The sequence below is a fragment of the Limnothrix sp. CMB-01 genome, assembly GCF_055193175.1.
On sequence record NZ_CM143720.1, the window covers coordinates 1,569,115 to 1,590,424 of the forward strand.

Below are 21,310 nucleotides of genomic sequence, written 5' to 3' on the forward strand. Positions count from 1 at the left end.
GAATCGTTGGCTGGCAACGAAGACACCAAGCGCGATCGACCAAACCGAATGAAGCGGGCGGGCGATCGGCGGCGGCTCAGTCCACGGCGGACAGCGCGGGCACAGCCAGCCCTGAGGGGCTAACGAGCCAAAAGAAGTGTACCAACCTAGATGGCCGTTGAATGCCCCGATGATAACCCATGGGGCGGATGAATGAACCAAGTAAACCGGTTAAGGATAACCCATTAGGTATGAACGAACCCGTCAAGAAAAAGCACGGATTTTGGTCGAGATCCTGAATAATGATTGGCCACATCGCCACGAACAAGTTCGTCAGGAACTGGGTTGGGCACTTATGGCCGCTGAAACGATTGATTATCTGCGCATCAGTTTGATTGACCGCTGCAACTTCCGCTGCCAGTACTGTATGCCCGAGGGAACAGATTTGCAGTTTGCGTTGCAACAGGATTTGCTGACCGATGGGGAGTTGCTGCTGTTGTTGCGGGAAGTGCTGATGCCGGCGGGGTTTCGGCGCTTTCGACTCACGGGGGGAGAACCCCTGTTGCGGCCGGGGGTGGTGGAAATTACCCAGGCGATCGCGCAGTTTCCAGAAACCCTAGACCTGTCCCTCACCACCAATGCCTTTTTGCTGAAGGATTTGGCCCAACCGCTCTACGACGCAGGATTACGACGGATTAATATCAGCTTAGATTCCCTGATTCCAGAAACCTTCGATGTCATTATTGGGAATCGGGGGCGATCGCGCTGGCAACAGGTTTGGGATGGAATCCAAGCGGCTCACCGGGTGGGCTTCGATCCGCTGAAGCTGAATGTGGTGGTGATCCCGGGCATCAATGACCAAGAGGTGGAAGCCTTGGCCGCCCTGACACTCGATCGCCAGTGGCATGTGCGGTTCATTGAGTTCATGCCGATCGGGAATCAGGATCTGTTTGCCGATCGGGGTTGGATTGATTCAGAGCAGTTGCGCCAACGGATTCGATCGCGCTGGGGCCTGACCACGGGTTGGGTTACCGGCAATGGCCCCGCCGATGTGTTCCAAATTCCGGGGGCCAAGGGCACGATCGGCTTCATCAGCCAAATGTCTGAATGCTTCTGCGATCGCTGCAATCGAATGCGCCTTTCGGCCGATGGCTGGTTGCGCCCCTGTTTGCTGAATGAGTCGGGGCAAATTGACCTCAAAAGCCAACTGCGATCGGGCGTTGACCTCCAGGACTTGCGGGCCCAAGTTAGCCACCTGATCCAAGCCAAACCAGAGATCAACTTCAAAAATCGCGAATCAGGAACCACCGGACGCTACGCCCGTACCATGTCCCAGATCGGTGGCTAGGGGCAAACTGAAAACAGCCAGCTAAGATTGGAATCAGCCATTACCAGCCATTACTAAGATTCCATTTCCATTGCCCAGAAGCGGCGAGATCCAGGGCAGTCAGCCCATTTCAGGGCGCTGGCTCCCCGTCGATCTCACCGTTACCAACCTTGACCTTGGAACCTGTGGCACTCATTCTCTCGTCCAAAACTCCTATCGCAGGGTGTAATCAACCCGTCAGGCAATGCAGGTGCAAGCCAGTGCAACACACGCTGGAGAACCAGTCATGAGCGACCCTCAGAATAAAACGCCCACTCGGAACCCATTGGCAACCCGAAGCGCAGTTGCCATGCTGCTATGCGGTGGCATTGCCCTCTCCCTGGCCCCTGCCCAGGCCGCCTCGATCGCAGGGCCCGCTTTCCCCAACACCGAAAACCGAGGCGGCCCCAACCGCACGATCGGGGGTGGCACTCGCTTTGGGGCACCTCGCTCCGGGCTGCGGTTTCCCCAAACGGAGGATCGCGGCGGCCCCAATCGCACCACTGGCGGTGGCACTCGAGGTGGTGAATGTATTGCGGCCACGGGGCCCAACTTGACCCTGTTGTTGCCCCAAAACCAGTCAGGCCAAGCCACCAGCGCCAACCCAACAGTCTTCGTTTACGTGCCCTCCACGGTGGTCAAAACCGCAGAGTTGGTGGTGGCCGATCAAGACGGCAATTTGATCGATCGCCAAGCCGTGCCGCTCACCGGCCAGGCAGGGATTTTAAAAATTTCCCTCCTCAGCCCTGGCAAGGCGCTGCAAACGGGCAAAACCTACAACTGGGCTTTTTCGATTGTTTGTGACCCCAGCGATCGAGCCAGCGATGTGGCCGCGATCGGGGAAGTGAAACTCGTGGCCCTGCCGGACAGCGTTAACCGCCGCCTCAGCGCAGTCCGCGATCCCTTCCAGCGGGCCCAAGTCCTGGCAGAAGCACGCCTGTGGTACGACACGTTGGCCACGGCCATTGCCCTCCAAACCACCCAACCGGATCAATGGCAAAGCCTGTTGGAATCGGTGGGACTACAAAGCCTCGCCAGCGCTCGACTCCTGAATTAGCCTGAATTAGGTTGCCCATGCCGCTTCCCCCATCCGGTTCTATGGTTAATCGGTAGTCATGAAATCCTGGGCCAAAATGCTCAAACGGTGGGTTTGGCAGTGGCGGGGCGTGCTGCTGGCGGTTCCCACGGCCACCGGCTTCGTTTTGGGAATGCGGGAGGTTGGCCTCCTGCAAGGGCTGGAATGGTTGGCCTATGACCAAATGCTCCAGGCCCGGCCGGCCGAGGCTCCCGACCAGCGCGTGGCAATTGTGGGGATCACCGATGCCGACTTGCAGCGGTTTGGCACCACAACCCTGCCCGATGGGGTCTATGCCCAGGCGATCGACCGGTTAAAGGCCATGGGACCCCGGGCGATCGGGCTGGATATTTACCGCGACTTGCCCCAGGAACCGGGTCACGCCAACCTGGTGCGCCTGTTTAACAACACGGATTACCTGGTGGGCATTGCCAAGGTACGGGGGGAAACCGCCGCCGATCGGGTTGCCGCGCCACCCGCCCTGGCCGCCAAAGGGCAAGTGGGCACTAATGATTTTGTGGTGGATGCGGATGGCAAAGTGCGGCGGGTTTTGATTGATACCCAAGACACCGAAAACAACAAAATCTACGGTTTGGGTCTTTACCTGGCCCTGCTCTATCTGGATCCAGAAAACATTGCGCCCGAAACCGTGGCCGCCGAACCCGGAGCCTTTCAGCTCAAAAATGCCATTTTTCGGCGGTTTCGGAGCCATGACGGCGGCTATATTCGGGCCAACGATGCGGGCAATCAACTGCTGCTGAACTATCGCGGCGGGAGTGGCTCCTTTGAAACCGTTTCCTTGCGGGATTTGGTGGATGGCAAACTCCCCACCAACTGGGCCCGCGATCGGGTGGTACTCATTGGCAACATCAGCGAAAGCGGCCGCGATCTATTCCTCACGCCCTACAGCGGCAAACCCCTAGAACTGCCCCAAAGAATGGCCGGGGTTGAAATCCATGCCCACTTCACCAGTGAAGTGATTGCCGCCGCCCTCGACAATCGCCCCCTCCTCACCACCTGGCAGGAGCCGATCGAGTGGTTGTGGATTGTGGGCTGGGCTGCCATTGGTTCCACCCTGGCCTGGTTATTACGACTGCCAGACTCGCGCCGCTGGATTGCCATTTGGGGCATTGGAGGTTCCGGCGGTCTGGTGTTGCTGTTGTGGGGAATTTGCCAAGGGGCCATGATCCAAGGCCTGTGGGTTCCCTTTGTGCCGCCCCTGTTGTCTTGGTTGGTGGGAGCGACCATGGTGGCCCTTTACCTGGCCCGCACCGCCGGCCAAATCCGCAACACCTTTGGCCGATACCTGAACAATGAAGTGGTCGCCAATCTGCTGGAAGATCCCGAGGGCCTGAAAATGGGCGGGGAGCGGCGCAAAATCACCATCTTGACCTCCGATTTGCGAGGGTTCACGGCCACCGCCGAACGGTTGCCCCCGGAAAGGGTAATCGAAATCATTAACCTCTACCTGGAAGCCATGGCCGATGCGATCACGGACTTTCAGGGCACGATCGATGAGTTCATGGGGGATGGGATTTTGGTGCTGTTTGGGGCCCCCACCACCCGATCGGACGATGGCAAACGGGCGATCGCCTGTGCGATCGCCATGCAGCAAGCCATGGGCGGCGTGAACGCCAAAATGCGCGAAATGGGCTACCAACCCTTGGAAATGGGCATTGGCATCAACACGGGCGAAGTGGTGGTCGGCAACATCGGTTCCTACAAACGAGCCAAATATGGCGTGGTGGGGGCCCAAGTCAACCTGACCTATCGCATTGAGTCCTACACGATCGGGGGGCAAATTCTGATTACCGAATCGGCCCTTGAAGAAGCTGGCGGCTCCGATTACGTCAAAATCGCCGACACCCAACAGGTGCAGCCCAAGGGCGTTCCTGAACCAATCACCATTTACGACGTGGGCGGCGTGGGTGCGCCCTATCACCTCACCCTGGAACGGGCCCAGGAAACCTACTACCCGATCGCCCCCCTCCAATTCACCGCTCAGCCCCTGGATGGCAAACATGTCAGCAGTCAGGCTTGGGCCGTTGCCTTGGTGGAGCTGTCTACCAAAGGCGGTTGGCTGAAAATCCAAGGGGCAATCAACCCGGCCAGCAAGGCCCCGGCCCCGAACCCCCAGGCCTTAACCAAGCCCCTAACGAATCTCAAGCTGAACCTGGCGGAAGCCTCGGCCCCAGATACCTTGCCCCCGGGCCCAGAAAACCGCGAAGTTTACGTCAAAGTGCTCCCCGGTTCCGATCGCCCGGATCACGTTCTGGTGCAATTCACATCCAAGTCTCCGGCCCTGGGTCAATGGCTGCAATCCCTGGGCGATCGGGCCCAGGCCGCAGCCTCAGAATCGAACACCACTGCCCCTCAAGCTTAAAAATCACCGGTTCCCGGCTGAAAAATCACACTATTTTTGCTTCAGCATCAATTCCTCACCCGAGCAACTCAACTACAGTAGTGCGGTCAAATAACGGCTAGTCTGGCTTGATTTCAGCCTCTAGGTTGCTCACCTCTCCCTAACATGAACTGGTTCAAACCCCTTCAGCAAGGCCTTCTGGATTTGCTGCAAACGCCCCTGTTTCAATTGGGCGAAACGGTTATTTCGCTCGGGTTTTTACTGCAACTGGTGCTCTACAGCGCCCTGGTTTATGGCGGTGCGCAAATCATCAAGGGATTTCTGCAAAACCGCCTGCTTGCCAAACTCCGCATTGATGAGGGCAATCGCGGCCCGATCGCCGGCATTGTTAGCTACGGCATCGGCGTTTTGATTTTCGTTGCGCTCTTACAAAGTGCCGGATTTAATCTCAATTCCCTCGCTGTGCCGGCCGGCGCTTTGGGGGTGGGCGTGGGTTTGGGCCTGCAAAACATCACCAAAAACTTTGTGGGCGGCTTAAACCTGTTGTTGGAGCGCAAGCTGAAGGTGGGGGATTTCATTGAATTCGATGGGCTGGCGGGTCATGTGGTGGAGGTGGCCCTGCGATCGGCCGTGATTCGCACCCTGGATGGGGCCCATGTGATCGTTCCCAACAGCGATTTAGTGGAAAAACGGGTCATTAATTGGCACTACAACGACCTGGCCGCAAGGCTGCATATCAAAGTCAGCGCGGCCTACAGCAGTGACCCGTTGGTGGTGACGGAATTGCTGTTGGATGTGGCCTATTCCGAGTCTATGGTGCTGGATGATCCGGCTCCCACCGTGATTTTGCTGGGATTGGGCGATCATGGGCTGGACTTTGATCTGCGGGTTTGGATTCGGGGCTATGAACGGGAGTTTGATGCTCGCCATGCCCTCAACTGCGCGATCGAGTATCGATTTCATCAACAGGGCATTGAAATTCCCTTCCCTCAACGGGATTTGTGGCTTCGGAACCCGGAAGTGCTCTATCCCCTCGGGCGCAGCAGTGATCCAACGGCTGCTATATCCCCTGCACCCTTGGCCCAACGCCAAATTTCCAGCGAAACGCGATCGAGCCTGCTGACGGAATCCCTGAAACGGGTTCACTACTTTTCGCATTTGAATGATTTGGATCTGCGGCGGGTGATTGAGTGCGGTTATCGTCAGCGCCTCAAGCCAGATGAGCTGCTGTTTCGGGAAGGGGATCCGGGCAATAGTTTTTACATTGTGCTGTCGGGATCGGTGAAGGTGTTTGTGGCGGAGTTGGATAAGCACCTGACGGATTTGGAGGCGGGGAGCTTTTTTGGGGAGTTGGCGCTGATGCTGGGCATTCCGCGCACGGCAACGGTGAGCGCCACTGAGGAAACCTTGCTGTTTGCCATTAATCAGCGGGGGTTCACGGAGTTGTTGCGAAAGCATCCCCCGATCGCGGAGGTGATTGTGCGGGAACTGTCTGTGCGCCAAGAGGAATTGCGCGATCGACAGGCCCAGCTTCGGGCCTTGGGTTTGATTGCGGCCGATGAAGATGACAGCAACCCGGTGCAGTGGGTGCGCAAGCGGATTGCTCGCCTGTTTGATTTGGGGCTTTAGGGCTGGTCGTCTAATTGCCCGAAACCCTGATTCCATCGTGACGAGTCGTGGGGTAAGGGCGAATCGTGGGAGTCGTGGGCGAATCGTGGGAGTCGTGGGGGCAAGGGGCTTAAGCCCCTTGTCTGGGGTGGTTAGGGCATGGAAGAGTAACCGTTTTTGCGTGATCCCAAGACATGACGACTGGCCCTCATCCTGACCATGGCTTGGCCCTTGGTACTGAAAGAGATGAAAGGGAAATCGCTGAAAGAGATGATGCGAAATCTTCCAAAAAAATGTTACGAAAGATGAATAGCGTTAAGCTTGTATGTAGATTGGTTAGTTTCTAATTTGCCTATGTCGGCTCCTACCCCTCCCGATCCCAATCTGCTGAAGACCGTCTTGCAGCCGCTGCTTGAAGATTTTCAATATTGGTTTGGGCGATCGCGCACCTTGCTGGAATCGGAGCGCTTGTCGTTTTTGAGCGATGAGCAACAGGAAAGCTTGCTGGCAAGGGTCAAACAGGCCCAACAGGAAGTGAGCAGCACTCAGTTGCTCTTTGAGGCCATGGGGGCCCAGGTGGGTGTTGAAACGTCAACCCTCATGCCTTGGCACAACCTAGTTCAGGAATGCTGGCATGTGGCAATGCGGTTCCGGGCTGAACAGAATCCTTCGGGTTCGGCGGGGTAATCGCCTTCTCAGATCATGTTAGAGACTATTTATTTAGAGATCATCCGTTAGGGAGACGACGGCCGTGCTACAGGTGTTGTATATCCTGGCCTTTGCAGTGTTGGCATTCTTGGCGATCGGGAATTTAGTCCGCAATCTCTTCACACTGGGAACTGAGGCGGGCCGCACGGCCGATCGAGTGGATCATTCAACGCGGGGGGCGGCATCGGCTCAACCGCCCATCTCGCTGCACCCGGAAATGCTGGATGATCGGGGGCAGCCGATTCGTGAACCCCTGTTGGTGATGAAGTCAATCACGGTTGAAGATGCCCGCAGCCGTCTGGATGCGTTGTTTGATGCTTCGCCGGGAGATTCGTCTAACCCTTCTTCTAACTCTCAACCGACGGATGAGGCTTAAGGATCCACAACGATCGGCTCAACCGGTTCTCGGACAATGTTCGGGAGATCGGAATGGCCGGTCTGGGCTAGATCGGTCTGGGCTAGATCGGTCTAGGTTCGTCTGGAAACCATTCAACGGACAGAGACGGCGATTTTGGATACTTTTGGGGGCGATCGGGCTGCTTGGATGGCCGATCGCGCCGGCCGCTCAGGCCCAAGGGCCATCCCAGCCGCGCCGTCCCCAACCGACCAACCCGACCCGCTCCCGATCGCCCCAACCGGCCCGCAATGCGCCACCGGGCCCGGCACAACCCAAACCAGCCCAGCCCAATGCAGCCCGCAGCCAACAGGCCCAAGCGGCCTATGCCAGGGGAACCACTTTGGCGGCGGCGGGCAAGCTTCAGCAGGCGATCGAGGCTTTTTCAGAATCCCTGCGGCTGAATCCGGCTTTGGTAGAGGCCTATAACGATCGGGCGACGGCCTACGCGGCCCTAGACAATTCCTTGGCGGCCATGGCGGACTACAACCGGGCGATCGAGCTGGATCCCCAATACGCCAACGCCTATTTCAATCGGGCTAACTTGCTGGTGCAACAGCAGGCCTATTTCCGGGCCATTGAGGACTACGATCGCGCCCTGGCGATCGCGGCGGACGATGCGGAGGCCTTTCACAATCGGGCGATCGCCCAAGCGGCCGTAGGCAATTTGCAAGAGGCCGTGGATAACTTGCAACAGGCGGCCCGGTTATTTGCCCGGCGGGGCGATCGCGAGGGCTACGAACGGGCCCTCAACACGCTGCGGCTTTTGCAACCGGCCGAGGCGCTGCCCAACGCCAATCCTACGAACGCTAATCCTCCAAACACCAATCCTACGAACCCGTAACGTTCAGGCGGCACAACCCCTCGCCCCCGTCCGGCGCGATCGCCAATTGAGCTAGCCAACCTAGTTTGCTAATTTAGCTGGCCCATTCAGCAATGCAATTTGCTTGGCTCTATCCACGCCTCTATCCAGTCTTGGAGGCCAGCTTTCCCTTGGGTCTGTGGGCCGGCAATCCCGATCGCCGGGAAATTGCTCTCAGCTTTGACGACGGGCCCCACCCAAAATATACGCCAGACCTGTTGCGCCTGTTGGATCAAGAACAGGTGACCGCTAGCTTTTTTTGGTTGGGCTGTTGGGTCGATCGGGCCCCTGCCGTTGCCAAACAAGTTTGGGATGCGGGCCACTGGCTGGGCCTCCATGGCTACCATCACCGATCGTTTCCCCGCCTCAGCGCAGACGAACTGCAACGGGATTTAAAACGCACCCAACGGGCGATCGCCCAGGCCTGTCAGCTTGATCCGGCTTGGGTGCAACACCATGTGCGAGATGTGCGGCCACCCAACGGGCTATTTTTGCCCGGGGCCTTGGCTCAGTGGCGCAGTTGGGGATATCGACCGGTCATGTGGAGCGTTGTGCCGGAAGATTGGACACATCCTGGGCCGGCGGTGGTGCAGCGGCGGGTTTTGGATCAGGTGCAAAACGGTTCGCTGATTGTGTTGCACGATGGGCCCTGTGGCGGGCGGGATGTGGTCAAAACCGTGGCGCAACTGATTCCGGCCCTGCGCGATCGGGGGTGGCGGTTTGTGACGGTCGATCGGCTGTGGGATTCGATCGAGGAAGATGCTCTCAACCCGGCTTCCCCAAAACCAACGGCTCATGAGATTGATCGGGCGACCGATCAAATGCCCAAACACATGCCCAAACACATGCCCAATGAATAAATAATCATTGAATACTTGCTCAATCCTGGGTTGATGACCGCGCGATCGACTGACCAATCACCCAATCCACAGAACTGTTCTTCACGCCCTGAAGGATGAGCCAATTCAAATCCCAAACATGAAAACTCGAAAAATGAAAACCAAATGAAATCAATAGCCCTGTGATTTAGAAAAGAGCGTGTTACAACAGAGGAAGGCACATGAGAACGCGGAAGCGTCACCTTGGAGGTCTGTAAATCAGCCCCAATCGAGCCTGTCTAGGGAGACAAAATCGCTGGAAGTATTTCAGCGACAATGACCGGGGCGATCGCGAGGAAAAAAGACCGTTCCTCTGCTGACAACATTTGCCGCTTATCCAGGGAAATATCAATAACTCATAACTTAAACCCTAGCCAAATTGCCCACTTCAGCCGACACCAGATCGGTCATGGGCGGCAAATCAGCGTCAAATCAGTTGTTTCGTGCCCGTTTCTTGCCTGTTTGTTGTGATTTTTGGAGTTAATTGCCAGCAAATTTTCGATCGTCCCGGCAAAATTTCGTAAGACAGGCTACAGTTTATTGGGACATTTCAAAAATCTGGGGCTAATCTGGATCTCGGCAAAAAATCCAGCCCAGACTGCGGCGTTGCCAGCCCTTCAGTGCCTGTTTCCGCAACCGTCGCAGTTTCCAACTTCCCACCGATCACTGCATATCTACCCTACTTCGTTGAAAGGAGCGAGAGGACTCGGCATGACCCAGGCCAAAACCGTACTCGAAGAAATGAATGTATTGACTGATGCTGTGGATGATGTAGAGGTCGAACTAGAGCTACTCACCACAGAGGACGAAGATGAGGTCGATATTGATGAGTATGATGACCCGTCTGCCGAACTCGACGAGGAAGACGAAGAGCAGCCTGGCAAAGCGGCCGCATCTCGTCGCCGTACGGCTGCTAAGAAAAAGCACTACACCGAAGATTCAATTCGGCTATATCTTCAAGAAATTGGTCGGATTCGCTTGCTGCGCGCCGACGAAGAAATTGAACTGGCCCGTAAAATTGCTGACCTGCTAGAAATCGAACGGGTTCATGAAAAGCTGCTAGACCAACTCGATCGCGCACCGAACGATCGGGAGTGGGCCGAAGCGTTGAATATGGGCTTGCCGGAATTCCGGAAGCGGCTGTATGTGGGTCGGCGCGCCAAGGACAAAATGGTGCAGTCGAACCTGCGCTTGGTGGTTTCGATCGCCAAGAAATACATGAACCGCGGCCTGTCGTTCCAGGATTTGATCCAAGAAGGTAGCTTGGGTCTGATTCGCGCCGCCGAAAAGTTTGACCACGAAAAGGGCTACAAATTCTCCACCTATGCCACTTGGTGGATTCGGCAGGCAATCACCCGGGCGATCGCCGACCAATCTCGGACAATTCGCCTACCGGTGCATTTGTACGAAACCATTTCGCGGATTAAGAAAACCACCAAGTTGCTGTCTCAAGAAATGGGTCGCAAACCCACGGAAGAAGAGATTGCAACGCGGATGGAAATGACGATCGAGAAGTTACGGTTCATTGCCAAGTCGGCTCAGTTGCCGATTTCGCTGGAAACCCCGATCGGGAAGGAAGAAGATTCGCGCCTGGGCGATTTCATTGAATCTGACGGCGAAACGCCGGAAGATCGCGTTTCCAAGAACCTGCTGCGGGAAGATCTAGAAAGCGTGCTCGATACGCTCAGCGCCCGCGAGCGTGATGTGCTGCGGTTGCGCTACGGCTTGGATGACGGTCGGATGAAAACCCTGGAAGAAATTGGGCAAATTTTCAACGTGACCCGCGAGCGAATTCGCCAAATTGAAGCGAAGGCCCTGCGGAAGTTGCGCCACCCGAACCGCAACAGCATCTTGAAGGAATATATCCGCTAGGAAGCTGGGTTCAATTCATCTCGCATGGGGCGATCGTCTGAGGGCGATCGCCCTTTTTTGGGCCCGTCAATCTGAACCGCGAGGATACAGCCTTTATCTCAAATAATTGGCACGCCATATCGCAGATGCCATGAAGCAACGACTCGGTGGGCAGTGCCCACCCTACGGACTACTGAGAATTGCGATGGGGAACCATCTGAAAAGCCGAAACTGATCCCTGATTGATCCCATTATTGAAGTGATTCACAGACCCTATGTTTCCAAGAAATTTTGAATCGCCTGGGCTGTGCGATCGGGCTGTTCCAAATGGGGCACATGGCCGCAATTTTCCACCCAAATAAATTGACTTTTGGGCAGCGCTGCTTGGAATTTTTGGGCCGTGGCTTTGGGCAAAATTTGATCGCGATCGCCCCACAAAATTAGGGTTTCTTGGGGCAGTTGGGCAATGCGATCACCCGTAATGGTGTAACCACCGTTGCGAGTGAAGGAAATGAGCGCCTCACTCCATCGGGGCATTCCCAAATGCAACGCACCGCAACGATAGGCCTCTTCGGTGGCACAACGATCGGGGTCGGCGTAGGCCTTGCGCCCAATGCCCGATCGCACCTTTTTATTTGCCAAAAATTGCGTAGCCCATTGTCCCAAGGGCGGAATCAAAAACCGGCTGGCGATCGGTTTGCCCACAAATCCAGCACTATCCAGCAACACCACTTTCTGCACCGCCTCCGGATAGGTGAGGGCAAAATCCATCACGGCTGCACCTCCCATGGAAGCCCCCACCAACACCATCGGCCGCCCAATGATTTGCTGCCAAAAGCAATATAAATGGGTGCGAATTGCTTCAGCGGTAAATTCCAACTTCTCAGGGCGATCGGTGAACCCAAACCCCAACAAGTCCACGGCCCAAGTAGCGGATTCCTGGATTAAGCGTGGGAACAATCGACGATATTCCAGCAGTGAGCTGTCAAAGCCATGAACTAGCAAAATAGGCGGCGCATCGGGCAATCGATCGCGCAATTCCGGCGGTTGACCCGTGACAAAACTGGTTTCGATCGGCAATACACTATGGGGATAGGGCCAGGAAGTCTGGATCGTTTGGCGCTGAATTTGACGCACAAAGTCGATCGACTCTGATTCCGTTAAATTGGCCACTGCTTCAGGTAAAAATTCCGGGAATTCACTCATGGTTTCCTGATGAATTCCCTGACCAGATTCCTGATTGATGTCCTGATTGATACCCTGATTAATATTTTGATTACTGTCTCCCTGCACAATCACCACCTCAAATGAAAATTCAGTCCCAACCCAATGCGCCAACCCATGGATCATCCACCTACCCATCATCGTAGGGCAACACCCCAAAAATCAAATCGCCCTTGTTGGTCTCGTTGGTTTCCGTTTTCCGCAAGCTATCCCCGCCTAATGATCTGGGTTACAGGCACGATCGCCCTGCTAGTGACGATCGCCCTGCCCCAAGCGGCTTGGGCCAATAGCTGGCCACCCATGGCTGTCCCCCTGTTTAACTTGCCTCTTTTCGCATCATTCATCAGCTTTGGGTGGGGCTTGGTGGCCATCATCGCTATTGAAGCAATCACAATCCTTAAGCGCGAAACTTATTCCTCTAAGCGAGTTTGGATTGCAGTAACTGGCGCTAATTTGGTTTCATCAATCACAGGTCTTGTTTTTTCATTTGGGTTGGTTGGCATACCGTTTTTAAGCTACGGTGATGACTGGAACCGAAGAATTACTTTCGTACTCATTGGCTGCTTAGGTTTAATGGGACTGACAACCTATGATGCTTTGCGGCAGCTAACACCCTGGTCTGTTGGCTGGCGATGGCTGTGGTTGTTGTTTTGGCCTTTTAATTTAGTATTGGCATTGGTCATTATTGGCATTATCAATGCCAAGTTTCCCTTTTGGATTGAGCTTTTCTGTGCCTTTACCTATTTTATGATTGGCTGGGCAATGAGTTGGGCGATCGAGGGAGCTTGTCTAGCGAAGTGGCTGCCCAACCCTTCAGTTCATCTTGGCCGATCCATTGCCATTGCAAATCTTCGATCCTATGCCTATGTGGTCATTCCCCTCGTGATTAGGCTATATCTACAAACCAGGGCATTTTTTAACTAAAGAGCATTTTTTAACTAAAACGTGGTTGGAGATGAAAAACCCTGGCTATCCCCTAGCCGGCCACAAGGCGACCATTTTAGTGTTGAATTTTTACTGATTATTGTCTTGAAGCAACCTCACCCCGAGTTCCATGACCCGTATAGCCGACGCGATCGCCCCTCACGGCGGCACGCTGATTAACCGCATTGCCAGCCCTGAGCAAAAGGCCGAATTCCTGAGCAAGGCCGACCACCTGCCGCGCATTCCCCTGGACGATCGCGCCGTCTGTGACCTGATCGCGATCGCCATTGGTGCGTTCAGCCCGATCGATGGCTTCATGGGCCAAGCGGACTACAAGACCGTGGTTGACGACATGCGCTTGGCCAACGGGCTGCCCTGGGCCATTCCCGTGACCCTGCCCGTGACCGATGAGCAGGCCAACACCCTCAGCGAAGGGCAATTGGTGCGCCTAGACGATCCCACCGGTCGCTTCATTGGCGTGCTGGAGCTGACAGAGAAATATCACTACGACAAAACCCGGGAAGCCCTCAACGTCTATCGCACCAATGAAGAGAAACACCCCGGTGTGGCGGTGGTTTATGGCCAAGGGGCGACTTATTTAGCTGGGCCCGTTTGGTTGCTGGAGCGCGAGCCGGATTCTCGCTTTCCGCTCTATCAAATCGACCCGATCGACTCGCGCCATGCTTTCCGCGACAAGGGTTGGAAGTCGATCGTAGCCTTCCAAACCCGCAACCCAATCCACCGCGCCCACGAATACATCATCAAGTGCGCCTTGGAAATCACCGATGGCCTGTTCCTGCATCCCCTGGTGGGAGTGACCAAAAGCGATGACATTGCCGCCGATGTGCGGATGCGTTGCTATGAAATCATGCTGGAGCACTATTTCCCCCGTGGCCGGGTGATTTTGGCCATCAACCCTTGCGCCATGCGCTATGCGGGCCCCCGGGAAGCCATTTTCCATGCCCTCATTCGCAAGAACTATGGCTGCACGCATTTCATCGTGGGTCGTGACCATGCGGGCGTGGGTGACTATTACGGAACCTACGATGCGCAGTACATTTTCGATGAGTTTGCGCCGGGTGAGTTAGGAATCATGCCGCTGAAGTTCGAACACGCGTTCTACTGCAAGCGCACCCAAAGCATGGCCACCACCAAGACCAGCCCCAGCGAACCGGACGAGCGGATTCACCTGTCGGGCACGAAGGTGCGCGAAATGCTGCGTCGGGGCGAGTTGCCGCCGCCGGAATTCTCGCGGCCTTTGGTGGCGGCTGAGTTGGCCCGGGCAATGCAAATCCCTGAGAGCTACTCAATCTAGAGCTACTCAATAGACCTCTGACGCGAATCAGCTAACAGCCCTCGTCCCCCAACCCCTTCTCCCAAGGGGGGCTGATGGATGCAAGAGATCTCGTGAACTGGTTTTCATCGGTTCAGATCAAGCAGGGCGCACGATCGTGTGCCCTTATTTTTAGAGCCTGATTTTTTTGGAGCAATCTTCTCTAGGCATCAGGAAAGCGCTGTTTCAGGGCTTCGATGATGGTGGTGTTGGCCTTGGGGAAGGGAAATTGGTCAATTTCGGCAAGGGTGACCCAACGCACTTCATCACACTCGATCGCCTGGGGTTCCCCTTGCAGATGCTCGCAAAGATGCACATGCAGCGACACTTTGAAGTGGGTGTAGGCATGATCCACCACAATCAGTTCTTCACCGACAGCAATTTCAATGCCTAATTCTTCTTGAATTTCCCGGCGGATGCAGTCGGCGATCGACTCATTGGGTTCCACTTTGCCGCCCGGAAATTCCCATAGGCCGCCCAATAGCCCTTCGGCGGGCCGGCGATCGATCAAGATTTGCCCCTGGGGATTGCGGATCACGGCCACGCCAATCACTTTGTGGGGAATCGGTGCTTTCGGTTCGCTCACGGGAATTTGCTGCTGCTGGTTGGTTTGGTACGCCTGACAGTATGCCATCCAAGGACAAACCAAACAGGCCGGTTTTCGGGCGGTGCAAACCGTGGCCCCCAAATCCATGAGGGCTTGGTTGAGGTCTCGGGGGCGATCGAACGAGACGACCGCTTCGGAGGCGGCCCAGAGGCGATCGAGCGCTTTGGCTGGCGCAACGGGCAGCGCAATCAACCGCGCCAACACCCGCTTCACGTTGCCGTCCAAAATGGGCAAGGGCAAATTAAAGGCAGAACTCAGGATGCCGCCGGCCGTGGTGCGGCCAATGCCGGGCAGGGCGATCGCCTCGGCCAGGGTGCGGGGAAATTGTCCCCCATGCCGTTCCATCACCAACTGGGCAGCCCGGTGCAGATTGCGGGCCCGGCTGTAGTAGCCCAGGCCTTCCCAGGCTTTCAGCACCGCTTGCAAATCGGCCTGCGCCAAATCCGCGATCGTGGGGAATCGATCGAACCACCGTTGGTAGTAGGGCAAAACGGTTTTGACTTGGGTTTGTTGGAGGGCAATTTCCGAAACCCAAACCCGGTAAGGATCCAACACATCCGGGGGTTTTCGCCAAGGCAAGTCGCGGCCGTGGCGATCGTACCAATTCAGGAGCGATCGCTGCAAAACCGCCGCCGAAACCGGCAGCGGTTCTGAGATTTCAGCAATTGAGGAACGCAAAATCACCCAAGATTCATAAAACAACCGGCTACTGAACCGAATCGGGCCTAATCTGCCGTCGGCGCGTCGCCAGCCAAATCACCCGACCAGTTTTGCAAGGACTTTTCAAAACTCATCCGTTGCTCAGCATTCCGCAAAAAGTAGCCACTCATCATGGCCGAAGCCAGCAGCCGCCCCAAATGTTCGCGGTTGGTGGTGATGGACACATCAAACTGCTCGCTGGGCAACACGCCCAGCAAACCTACGATGTTGTGCTCCATCATCCGAATCGTTTCCGGGGAAGCCGGCCGCGACAGATGGGCGATCGTTTCCGGATTGAGGGATTGGATGTATCGCATCAACGATTCGCTCGGTTCGCGATCGGTGATTGGCTCGCTTTTCCAAAAGTTAGACATGGGGTTCAGTTCTGGGGCCACGATTCAAACCTCGCGGGTGGACGGTGCGCATGGTCTCCGATGAACAAGCACAATCTAACAAGCAAATGAGCAACTGGGGGGTCGTCAGAACCGAACCGCCTTGGCGCGATCGCCCAACGCGCTTTTAAGCCTTGGGCCCTGAATTTGCTCTGCATCGGCTTTGCATCGGCTTTGGCTTTGCTCGGAGCTACTTTGCAAGGCTCCGAGCTGGGCCAAATTTGTCCAACCACCTGTTCTCAACCGCGCACAGCCAGCCGTTAAATTCCTTCGGGCGACATCCACCGTTCCAGCCAATCGAACACCCGATCGAGCTGTTGCGTGGTAATTGCTCCGTATTGCCACAAAATCGTTGGCAGATTGTTGCCACTGTCGGGGTGCTTGAGGGCCAGCGCCAAATCTGCGGCACTCAACTGCAAATCTTCTTGCAAAAACCGAACCAGACCTTCTAATCCCTGACGTTGCATAGCTTTTTACCTCCTAGCCACCGTCGTCAACGGCTGGATCGGATTGGCAACAAGTGCCTGATTCTGACCGGTCTCGATCGCGCCTTGGTTTCGGCGGCAATTAACAGGGTTCACACTGCGATCGAGGCGGGGCTGAATCACCATCCAGCGGTTTTCTGACTCTCTGTTTCGGGGCCCTGGCTCAGGCTCAGGATCACGTTGTCCAGTTTCTGAGCTGTCCTGTGTTGAGGAATGGAAGCACCGGGCGCACCCAACCCAAGCACTGGGTCAAGAGTTGCGAGAGTACAGGGTTAGAGACTATGAAGCGCTCTAGCCTTAAGTTTCGGCCGCAAACCCGTTAGAGTCTGCGATCGCGATCGCCTGATGTTGCGATCTTGATCCCCATTGACTGGGTATGGCTTCTGGCGGTTCCGGCGAACCCATAACGGCTCAGCCAATTACGACCGATCGCCACTGAGGTGCTACCAATCAAGATCGATCGAAACCCAAGCGCGATCGACTGCTGCGAAACCATGGCAACCGATTCCCAGCGATCGCCATCCATTCACCCCGGGAACAACCGCTAATCTTGCTGCTGAGAAAACCGCTGGGCCCCTAAAAACGCCAACACTGTGGCCACCGCCAGCAAAATTGGGATGCTGTACCAAGGAAACTCGCTCAGGGGAAGGTAAGCAGCCGATCGCAGACCAATGCTGGTGTAGGTCAAGGGCAGGCAATAGACGATCGGTTTCAGCAGCGGCGGCAACTTGGCCGGGTCAAAAAACGTGGCCCCCAAAAAGGACATGGGCACAATCAGAAAATTGTTGTACAGCCCCACCATTTCCAGGGACTGCACCGAAAGGCCCACGATCACCCCCAAGCCCGCAAACACAGCACAGTTGAGCACCAGCAACAGCAAAAAGAGCGGATTTAAAAAGCTCCAAACCTTGCCCGTAAACAGAACCGCCACCAAAATCACCGAACCAGCCGTCAGCAGGCCGCGCACAATGCCCGCCATCATCCGTCCCAAATGCATGGCCAAGGGATGCACCGGCACAAGCAGCATTTCCTCAAAGGTCTTGGTAAACAGGCGATCGCCGCAAATTGAAAATGTTGTGCCCCCAAAGCTAATGGCCATGGAAGACAGGGCCACCATCCCCGGCAAGATAAATTCCAAATAGCTATCGCCTGCGGAAGGCTTAGCCACGGCATCAAGGGAGGTTCCCAACCCCAACCCGAAAGCCAGGATATAAATCAGCGGGGACACCAGCCCCGAAGCGGCCACCTGCCCAACCCGCACCCGCAATTTCAGCCAGTCGCCCCAAAAAACGGATAGGGCATCGGCCCAAAAGGTTTTGAAAAGGGCGGGCTGGGGTCGATCGCCCTTGGGAGTCATGACAGGGCGATCGTTCGATCGGGCAGTAGCTTCGTACATAGGGTTTTGGCAAAGAATTTAGCAAAAGATTCGGACAGCGCTCCGAAAAAGCCCAACAGGCTTAGGGTTTGCGCAAGCTTGGCTGGGAATCAACTTGGGGATCAGCTCAGGAATCAACTTGGGAATCAACTCAAGACCAGTCCAGACCCGCGCAAAAAACTCAATTCAGAAAGATTGAACCATCAGAAAGATTGAACCAACAGGAGCGCGGGATTGAGCCAAGATTTCGCAGGCATTTCGCAGAAATTGGGTAGAAACCTGGCGACCATGAGCCGCTAATCGCGATCGGGGTGAAATTCCATGGGGGTGAGATCCCATAGAATGATTATTAAGGATTTGTTACAAAAAGCAATCCACCCATCAACGTACCTGGTCAACAAAGTTGCGCTCACTTCGGGTCTGCGCCAGTTCGCCCAAGGCTTGTGGTGGCGAGAACGCCGGCCCCCAGCCACCGATCCCCGCCCCGGCCCTTGTCCAGACGGTGCATGAACTGGCCAGCAGAATCAACCTGGTATTGTTAGCCTCAGAAACCATGAAGAATATCCAACCGGTCGGGGAACTCTAGCTGCCCATGATGCGTCTAAACTCTGCTTCTACTGAGGTTGTGCCGAACGCCCCGACTGTCCAAGGGCCATCCAGACCGGCCAGCAGCACCGTCACCATGTCGATGGTGAGTGATTCGGTGCCAGGGACGGCGCGGGGGACGGTAATGCAGCTAGACGACCCGCTGAATGCGGAACGCAATCTTTCCTCCAACAACGGCGATCGGGCAGATTCTCCCAGCGAACAGCAGCCCGCCTCCCCAGCAGCGCCGGGGCCAACCCATCAAGCCACAACTCAAGCCCCGACTCACCCAACCCAGGATTGCCAAACCCCGACTCATCAAGCCACGACTCATCAAGCCATGGATCATGTGGTTGATTCTGGGTCGATTCGCTCCTGTGTGTTGCCTTGGCTCGCGCGGGTGCTCTATCCCCTGGCCCGACGGGTTGTGTTGCCAACCTATTTTGGTTCCGTGACGATCGAGGGCTTGGAAAACCTGCCCCAAAACGCCCGATCGCTCCTATTTGCCCCCACCCATCGATCGCGCTGGGATGCCTTGGTGGTTCCCTGCGCCATTGGCCGGCCAATCTGCCCCGCCGATTTGCACTTCATGGTTTCGGCCAACGAAGCCTCCCGAGGCCTCCAAGGCTGGTTTATTCAGCGCATGGGTGGATTTCCCGTAGACACCACCAACCCCAGCATTGCCAGCGTTCGCCATGGCATTAAAGTGCTGGAAACGGGCAAGGCCCTGGTGATTTTCCCGGAAGGCGACATTTTCCGCGATGGCCACCTGCACCCCCTCAAGCCCGGTTTAGCGCGGATGGCAATCCAGGCGGAACGCAGCCATTCGGGTGTGCATATCGTGCCGATTCATGTGGAATATGGTTCGCCGGAGGTGGGTTGGCGCTGTGGTGTGCGGGTGATGATTGGGCGATCGCTCCCGTTGGCACAATATCTCGATCGCCCGGCCAAGGTGGCCGCCCCCACCCTGACCCAAGATTTAGCCGATGCCTTGAATCAACTGGCACAGCCTCCTACGGAGCCACTGAACGGCGGTGATTTGCCCCGCTAGTCTCGCTAGTTTGCCCTCCGAATTAAGGGCTTGACCCTGACCGGCAAAGATCCCCGCGCTCTCTTAAAATCAAAGCTTGAACCAGCAATCCAATCACCCGGATTTTGGCCATACTCCTGGCCATGTCATTGGCGGCCCAAAAGCTGACCAAAGTGTGACAATCGCGACGGGGCCGCATCGGAACAACCTCTCAAAATTTGAGTAAAGTTCAACCTCGATGCGCCGCCAGTACATGTCAAAACATACATGTCAGAAAATACACGTCAAAATGGGTACTCTTGCACAGCCCAGTTCGATGAGTAAAAGCTTGTCACGCCATATTGAAACCACACCGGGGATTCGGGGCGGTCGTCCGCGGCTGGCCGGAACCCGGATTACCGTGACCGATGTGGCCCTGATGCATCTACGACTTGGCCAATCGATCGAGGAAATCGCTGGGCGCTATCAACTGCCCCTGGCGGCCCTCTATGCAGCTATGGCCTATTACTTTGACCACCGCAGTGAAATGGACTTGGCCATTCACGAAGACCTGGCCTTCGTTGCCGGATTTCAGCGAAGCCAAGTCTCCGTTCTTCAGGAGCGCCTCAGTGAGCTACGCGGAGATTAGGGCTGAGTGCGTCCTTAACTGAGCGTTTTTCGGTCAAGTGATTGAGTGCCGATCGAGCCGTTAGCCCACCTCATCCCTGAGCGTTGTGGCGATCGCTCCGGAGCGGCCGCGAAAGGGTGCGGAAAGTTTCAGGAAATTGCAATCGATCGCGCTTCAGGCTATATCCAATCCTGAGATGCTCTTGACACCCCCGCAACCCGTGAGCCAACCACGCTTGGGATTTTACCTAGACGACAGCCTTGATCCCGCCGTCAGCGCAGCCCTGCGCGGCTATGGGGTGCGGGCCACCCGGCCTACAGAGGTGAAGCTCCAGAACCAGAGCGATGCCACCCAGCTTTTGTTTGCCTATCGCCACCAATTGGTTTTCGTGACAGCGGAAGTGACGCTGGTGAAGTTTGCCGGATCGCAAAAAGATCATGGGGGCGTGGTTTATAGTCCGCTGGCCCTCCCGATCGGGCGGATAGTGCGTCAATTGCTGTTGCTCTATGAGACCTTTCAGCCGACAGAATTAGCTGGCAAAATCGAAATTTTGAGCTAATTTTTCAGCAATCAGCGATTCATGCGGCACGGTTCACCAATTGCCAGAAATTCACCTTGGGATCAAGGGCAATTAATAAGGGTAATTGATTAGGAATCCGTAGCCGTAGCTTGCCAGGGCGATCGCCAAATTTCACCCCGCACCCGCAACACCAAGCGCTCAATGCCAAGCTGACAGGCCGCTTGATTAAGTTGGGCCCGCTGTTCCCAAAGCTTGTGGGCCGCGCTCTGGGCCCGGCAATCAATGGCCAAGACCGATCGCCCCTCCAATACATCCAAATACATGGCATACCCCGCAACGGGTCGGCAGCGGGCCAACTGCCAAAATCGCATCACCAAAGCTCTTTGAAAGTCGATCGGCATTGGATCGCCTCCTCTGCTGGCCGGTAAATCCTGAACTTTGGCCAT

General features: G+C 55.9%; 21 protein-coding genes. 15 read left to right on the forward strand and 6 right to left on the reverse strand.

Features of this window, described 5'->3' with window-relative positions; translation table 11 throughout:
* The first annotated feature begins 334 nt into the window (after positions 1–334).
* The 9 genes from moaA to rpoD all read left to right on the forward strand — a co-directional run bounded on the left by moaA (position 335) and on the right by rpoD (position 11,104).
* A complete protein-coding gene (gene moaA, locus ACZA91_RS06550; protein ID WP_099532245.1) occupies positions 335–1,327 on the forward strand; it encodes a GTP 3',8-cyclase MoaA in 993 nt (330 codons plus the stop codon).
* 328 nt (positions 1,328–1,655) lie between these two features.
* A complete protein-coding gene (locus tag ACZA91_RS06555; RefSeq protein ID WP_158234350.1) occupies positions 1,656–2,402 on the forward strand; it encodes a DUF928 domain-containing protein in 747 nt (248 codons plus the stop codon).
* A gap of 58 nt (positions 2,403–2,460) precedes the next feature.
* A complete protein-coding gene (locus tag ACZA91_RS06560; RefSeq protein ID WP_463185422.1) occupies positions 2,461–4,803 on the forward strand; it encodes a CHASE2 domain-containing protein in 2,343 nt (780 codons plus the stop codon).
* A 144-nt stretch (positions 4,804–4,947) separates the two neighbouring features.
* Positions 4,948–6,411, forward strand: a complete 1,464-nt coding sequence (locus ACZA91_RS06565; protein WP_463185425.1) for a cyclic nucleotide-binding domain-containing protein — start codon at positions 4,948–4,950, stop codon at positions 6,409–6,411.
* A 333-nt stretch (positions 6,412–6,744) separates the two neighbouring features.
* Positions 6,745–7,077: a DUF2605 domain-containing protein gene (locus ACZA91_RS06570; RefSeq protein WP_099532249.1), complete on the forward strand. Its 333-nt coding sequence runs from the start codon at positions 6,745–6,747 to the stop codon at positions 7,075–7,077.
* A 64-nt stretch (positions 7,078–7,141) separates the two neighbouring features.
* Positions 7,142–7,474: a DUF2973 domain-containing protein gene (locus ACZA91_RS06575; protein ID WP_393014265.1), complete on the forward strand. Its 333-nt coding sequence runs from the start codon at positions 7,142–7,144 to the stop codon at positions 7,472–7,474.
* A 145-nt stretch (positions 7,475–7,619) separates the two neighbouring features.
* Positions 7,620–8,336: a tetratricopeptide repeat protein gene (locus ACZA91_RS06580; RefSeq protein WP_463185430.1), complete on the forward strand. Its 717-nt coding sequence runs from the start codon at positions 7,620–7,622 to the stop codon at positions 8,334–8,336.
* A gap of 92 nt (positions 8,337–8,428) precedes the next feature.
* Positions 8,429–9,214, forward strand: a complete 786-nt coding sequence (locus ACZA91_RS06585; protein WP_463185433.1) for a polysaccharide deacetylase family protein — start codon at positions 8,429–8,431, stop codon at positions 9,212–9,214.
* 729 nt (positions 9,215–9,943) lie between these two features.
* On the forward strand, positions 9,944–11,104 hold the full coding sequence (rpoD, locus tag ACZA91_RS06590) for an RNA polymerase sigma factor RpoD (RefSeq protein ID WP_099532253.1): 1,161 nt from the start codon (positions 9,944–9,946) through the stop codon (positions 11,102–11,104).
* A gap of 252 nt (positions 11,105–11,356) precedes the next feature.
* Here the strand turns inward: rpoD and ACZA91_RS06595 are convergent, their stop codons facing one another.
* The gene (locus ACZA91_RS06595; protein ID WP_463185436.1) at positions 11,357–12,421 is read right to left on the reverse strand and encodes an alpha/beta fold hydrolase; all 1,065 of its coding nucleotides are present in this window, start codon (positions 12,419–12,421) and stop codon (positions 11,357–11,359) included.
* 105 nt (positions 12,422–12,526) lie between these two features.
* Between ACZA91_RS06595 and ACZA91_RS06600 the strand changes: the two genes are divergently transcribed.
* Both ACZA91_RS06600 and sat read left to right on the forward strand, forming a co-directional pair.
* On the forward strand, positions 12,527–13,231 hold the full coding sequence (locus ACZA91_RS06600; protein WP_463185438.1) for a hypothetical protein: 705 nt from the start codon (positions 12,527–12,529) through the stop codon (positions 13,229–13,231).
* A gap of 130 nt (positions 13,232–13,361) precedes the next feature.
* Positions 13,362–14,546, forward strand: a complete 1,185-nt coding sequence (gene sat / locus ACZA91_RS06605) for a sulfate adenylyltransferase (RefSeq protein WP_463185442.1) — start codon at positions 13,362–13,364, stop codon at positions 14,544–14,546.
* Between the two features lie 181 nt (positions 14,547–14,727).
* Here sat and mutY read toward each other — a convergent pair whose 3' ends face one another.
* From mutY to ACZA91_RS06620, 3 genes are all read right to left on the reverse strand, one after another.
* On the reverse strand, positions 14,728–15,855 hold the full coding sequence (gene mutY, locus ACZA91_RS06610) for an A/G-specific adenine glycosylase (RefSeq protein WP_463185445.1): 1,128 nt from the start codon (positions 15,853–15,855) through the stop codon (positions 14,728–14,730).
* A 41-nt stretch (positions 15,856–15,896) separates the two neighbouring features.
* A complete protein-coding gene (locus ACZA91_RS06615; RefSeq protein WP_190526275.1) occupies positions 15,897–16,244 on the reverse strand; it encodes a DUF760 domain-containing protein in 348 nt (115 codons plus the stop codon).
* A gap of 278 nt (positions 16,245–16,522) precedes the next feature.
* Positions 16,523–16,729 carry a DUF2949 domain-containing protein gene (locus tag ACZA91_RS06620; protein WP_099532257.1) on the reverse strand — a complete coding sequence of 69 codons (207 nt, stop codon included), beginning with the start codon at positions 16,727–16,729 and terminating at the stop codon, positions 16,523–16,525.
* Between ACZA91_RS06620 and ACZA91_RS06625 the strand changes: the two genes are divergently transcribed.
* Complete coding sequence (locus ACZA91_RS06625; RefSeq protein WP_463185453.1) at positions 16,724–16,888, forward strand: hypothetical protein; 165 nt, start codon at positions 16,724–16,726, stop codon at positions 16,886–16,888. The genes ACZA91_RS06620 and ACZA91_RS06625 overlap by 6 nt on opposite strands.
* Before the next feature lie 403 nt (positions 16,889–17,291).
* On the opposite strand, the gene ACZA91_RS06630 is transcribed toward ACZA91_RS06625, so the two are convergent.
* Positions 17,292–18,104 carry an ABC transporter permease gene (locus tag ACZA91_RS06630; RefSeq protein WP_099532275.1) on the reverse strand — a complete coding sequence of 271 codons (813 nt, stop codon included), beginning with the start codon at positions 18,102–18,104 and terminating at the stop codon, positions 17,292–17,294.
* Between the two features lie 610 nt (positions 18,105–18,714).
* Here ACZA91_RS06630 and ACZA91_RS06635 point away from each other — a divergent pair.
* From ACZA91_RS06635 to ACZA91_RS06645, 3 genes are all read left to right on the forward strand, one after another.
* Positions 18,715–19,758 carry a lysophospholipid acyltransferase family protein gene (locus ACZA91_RS06635; RefSeq protein WP_463185457.1) on the forward strand — a complete coding sequence of 348 codons (1,044 nt, stop codon included), beginning with the start codon at positions 18,715–18,717 and terminating at the stop codon, positions 19,756–19,758.
* Between the two features lie 295 nt (positions 19,759–20,053).
* Complete coding sequence (locus tag ACZA91_RS06640) at positions 20,054–20,365, forward strand: DUF433 domain-containing protein (protein ID WP_099532259.1); 312 nt, start codon at positions 20,054–20,056, stop codon at positions 20,363–20,365.
* Between the two features lie 199 nt (positions 20,366–20,564).
* Positions 20,565–20,903, forward strand: coding sequence for a DUF5615 family PIN-like protein (locus tag ACZA91_RS06645; protein WP_143472930.1), 339 nt, complete (start codon positions 20,565–20,567; stop codon positions 20,901–20,903).
* An 89-nt stretch (positions 20,904–20,992) separates the two neighbouring features.
* Here ACZA91_RS06645 and ACZA91_RS06650 read toward each other — a convergent pair whose 3' ends face one another.
* Positions 20,993–21,265, reverse strand: coding sequence for a hypothetical protein (locus ACZA91_RS06650; RefSeq protein ID WP_143472931.1), 273 nt, complete (start codon positions 21,263–21,265; stop codon positions 20,993–20,995).
* Positions 21,266–21,310: the final 45 nt, after the last annotated feature.

Coding starts and splice junctions, on each gene's coding strand:
- ACZA91_RS06615 (WP_190526275.1), bottom strand. CDS start 16,244: ATGTCTAACTTTTGGAAAAGCGAGCCAATCACCGATCGCGAACCGAGC.
- ACZA91_RS06620 (WP_099532257.1), bottom strand. CDS start 16,729: ATGCAACGTCAGGGATTAGAAGGTCTGGTTCGGTTTTTGCAAGAAGAT.
- ACZA91_RS06600 (WP_463185438.1), top strand. CDS start 12,527: ATGATCTGGGTTACAGGCACGATCGCCCTGCTAGTGACGATCGCCCTG.
- ACZA91_RS06570 (WP_099532249.1), top strand. CDS start 6,745: ATGTCGGCTCCTACCCCTCCCGATCCCAATCTGCTGAAGACCGTCTTG.
- moaA (WP_099532245.1), top strand. CDS start 335: ATGGCCGCTGAAACGATTGATTATCTGCGCATCAGTTTGATTGACCGC.
- ACZA91_RS06635 (WP_463185457.1), top strand. CDS start 18,715: ATGATGCGTCTAAACTCTGCTTCTACTGAGGTTGTGCCGAACGCCCCG.
- ACZA91_RS06650 (WP_143472931.1), bottom strand. CDS start 21,265: ATGCCGATCGACTTTCAAAGAGCTTTGGTGATGCGATTTTGGCAGTTG.
- ACZA91_RS06630 (WP_099532275.1), bottom strand. CDS start 18,104: ATGACTCCCAAGGGCGATCGACCCCAGCCCGCCCTTTTCAAAACCTTT.
- ACZA91_RS06555 (WP_158234350.1), top strand. CDS start 1,656: ATGCTGCTATGCGGTGGCATTGCCCTCTCCCTGGCCCCTGCCCAGGCC.
- ACZA91_RS06565 (WP_463185425.1), top strand. CDS start 4,948: ATGAACTGGTTCAAACCCCTTCAGCAAGGCCTTCTGGATTTGCTGCAA.
- rpoD (WP_099532253.1), top strand. CDS start 9,944: ATGACCCAGGCCAAAACCGTACTCGAAGAAATGAATGTATTGACTGAT.
- ACZA91_RS06640 (WP_099532259.1), top strand. CDS start 20,054: ATGAGTAAAAGCTTGTCACGCCATATTGAAACCACACCGGGGATTCGG.
- ACZA91_RS06560 (WP_463185422.1), top strand. CDS start 2,461: ATGAAATCCTGGGCCAAAATGCTCAAACGGTGGGTTTGGCAGTGGCGG.
- sat (WP_463185442.1), top strand. CDS start 13,362: ATGACCCGTATAGCCGACGCGATCGCCCCTCACGGCGGCACGCTGATT.
- ACZA91_RS06585 (WP_463185433.1), top strand. CDS start 8,429: ATGCAATTTGCTTGGCTCTATCCACGCCTCTATCCAGTCTTGGAGGCC.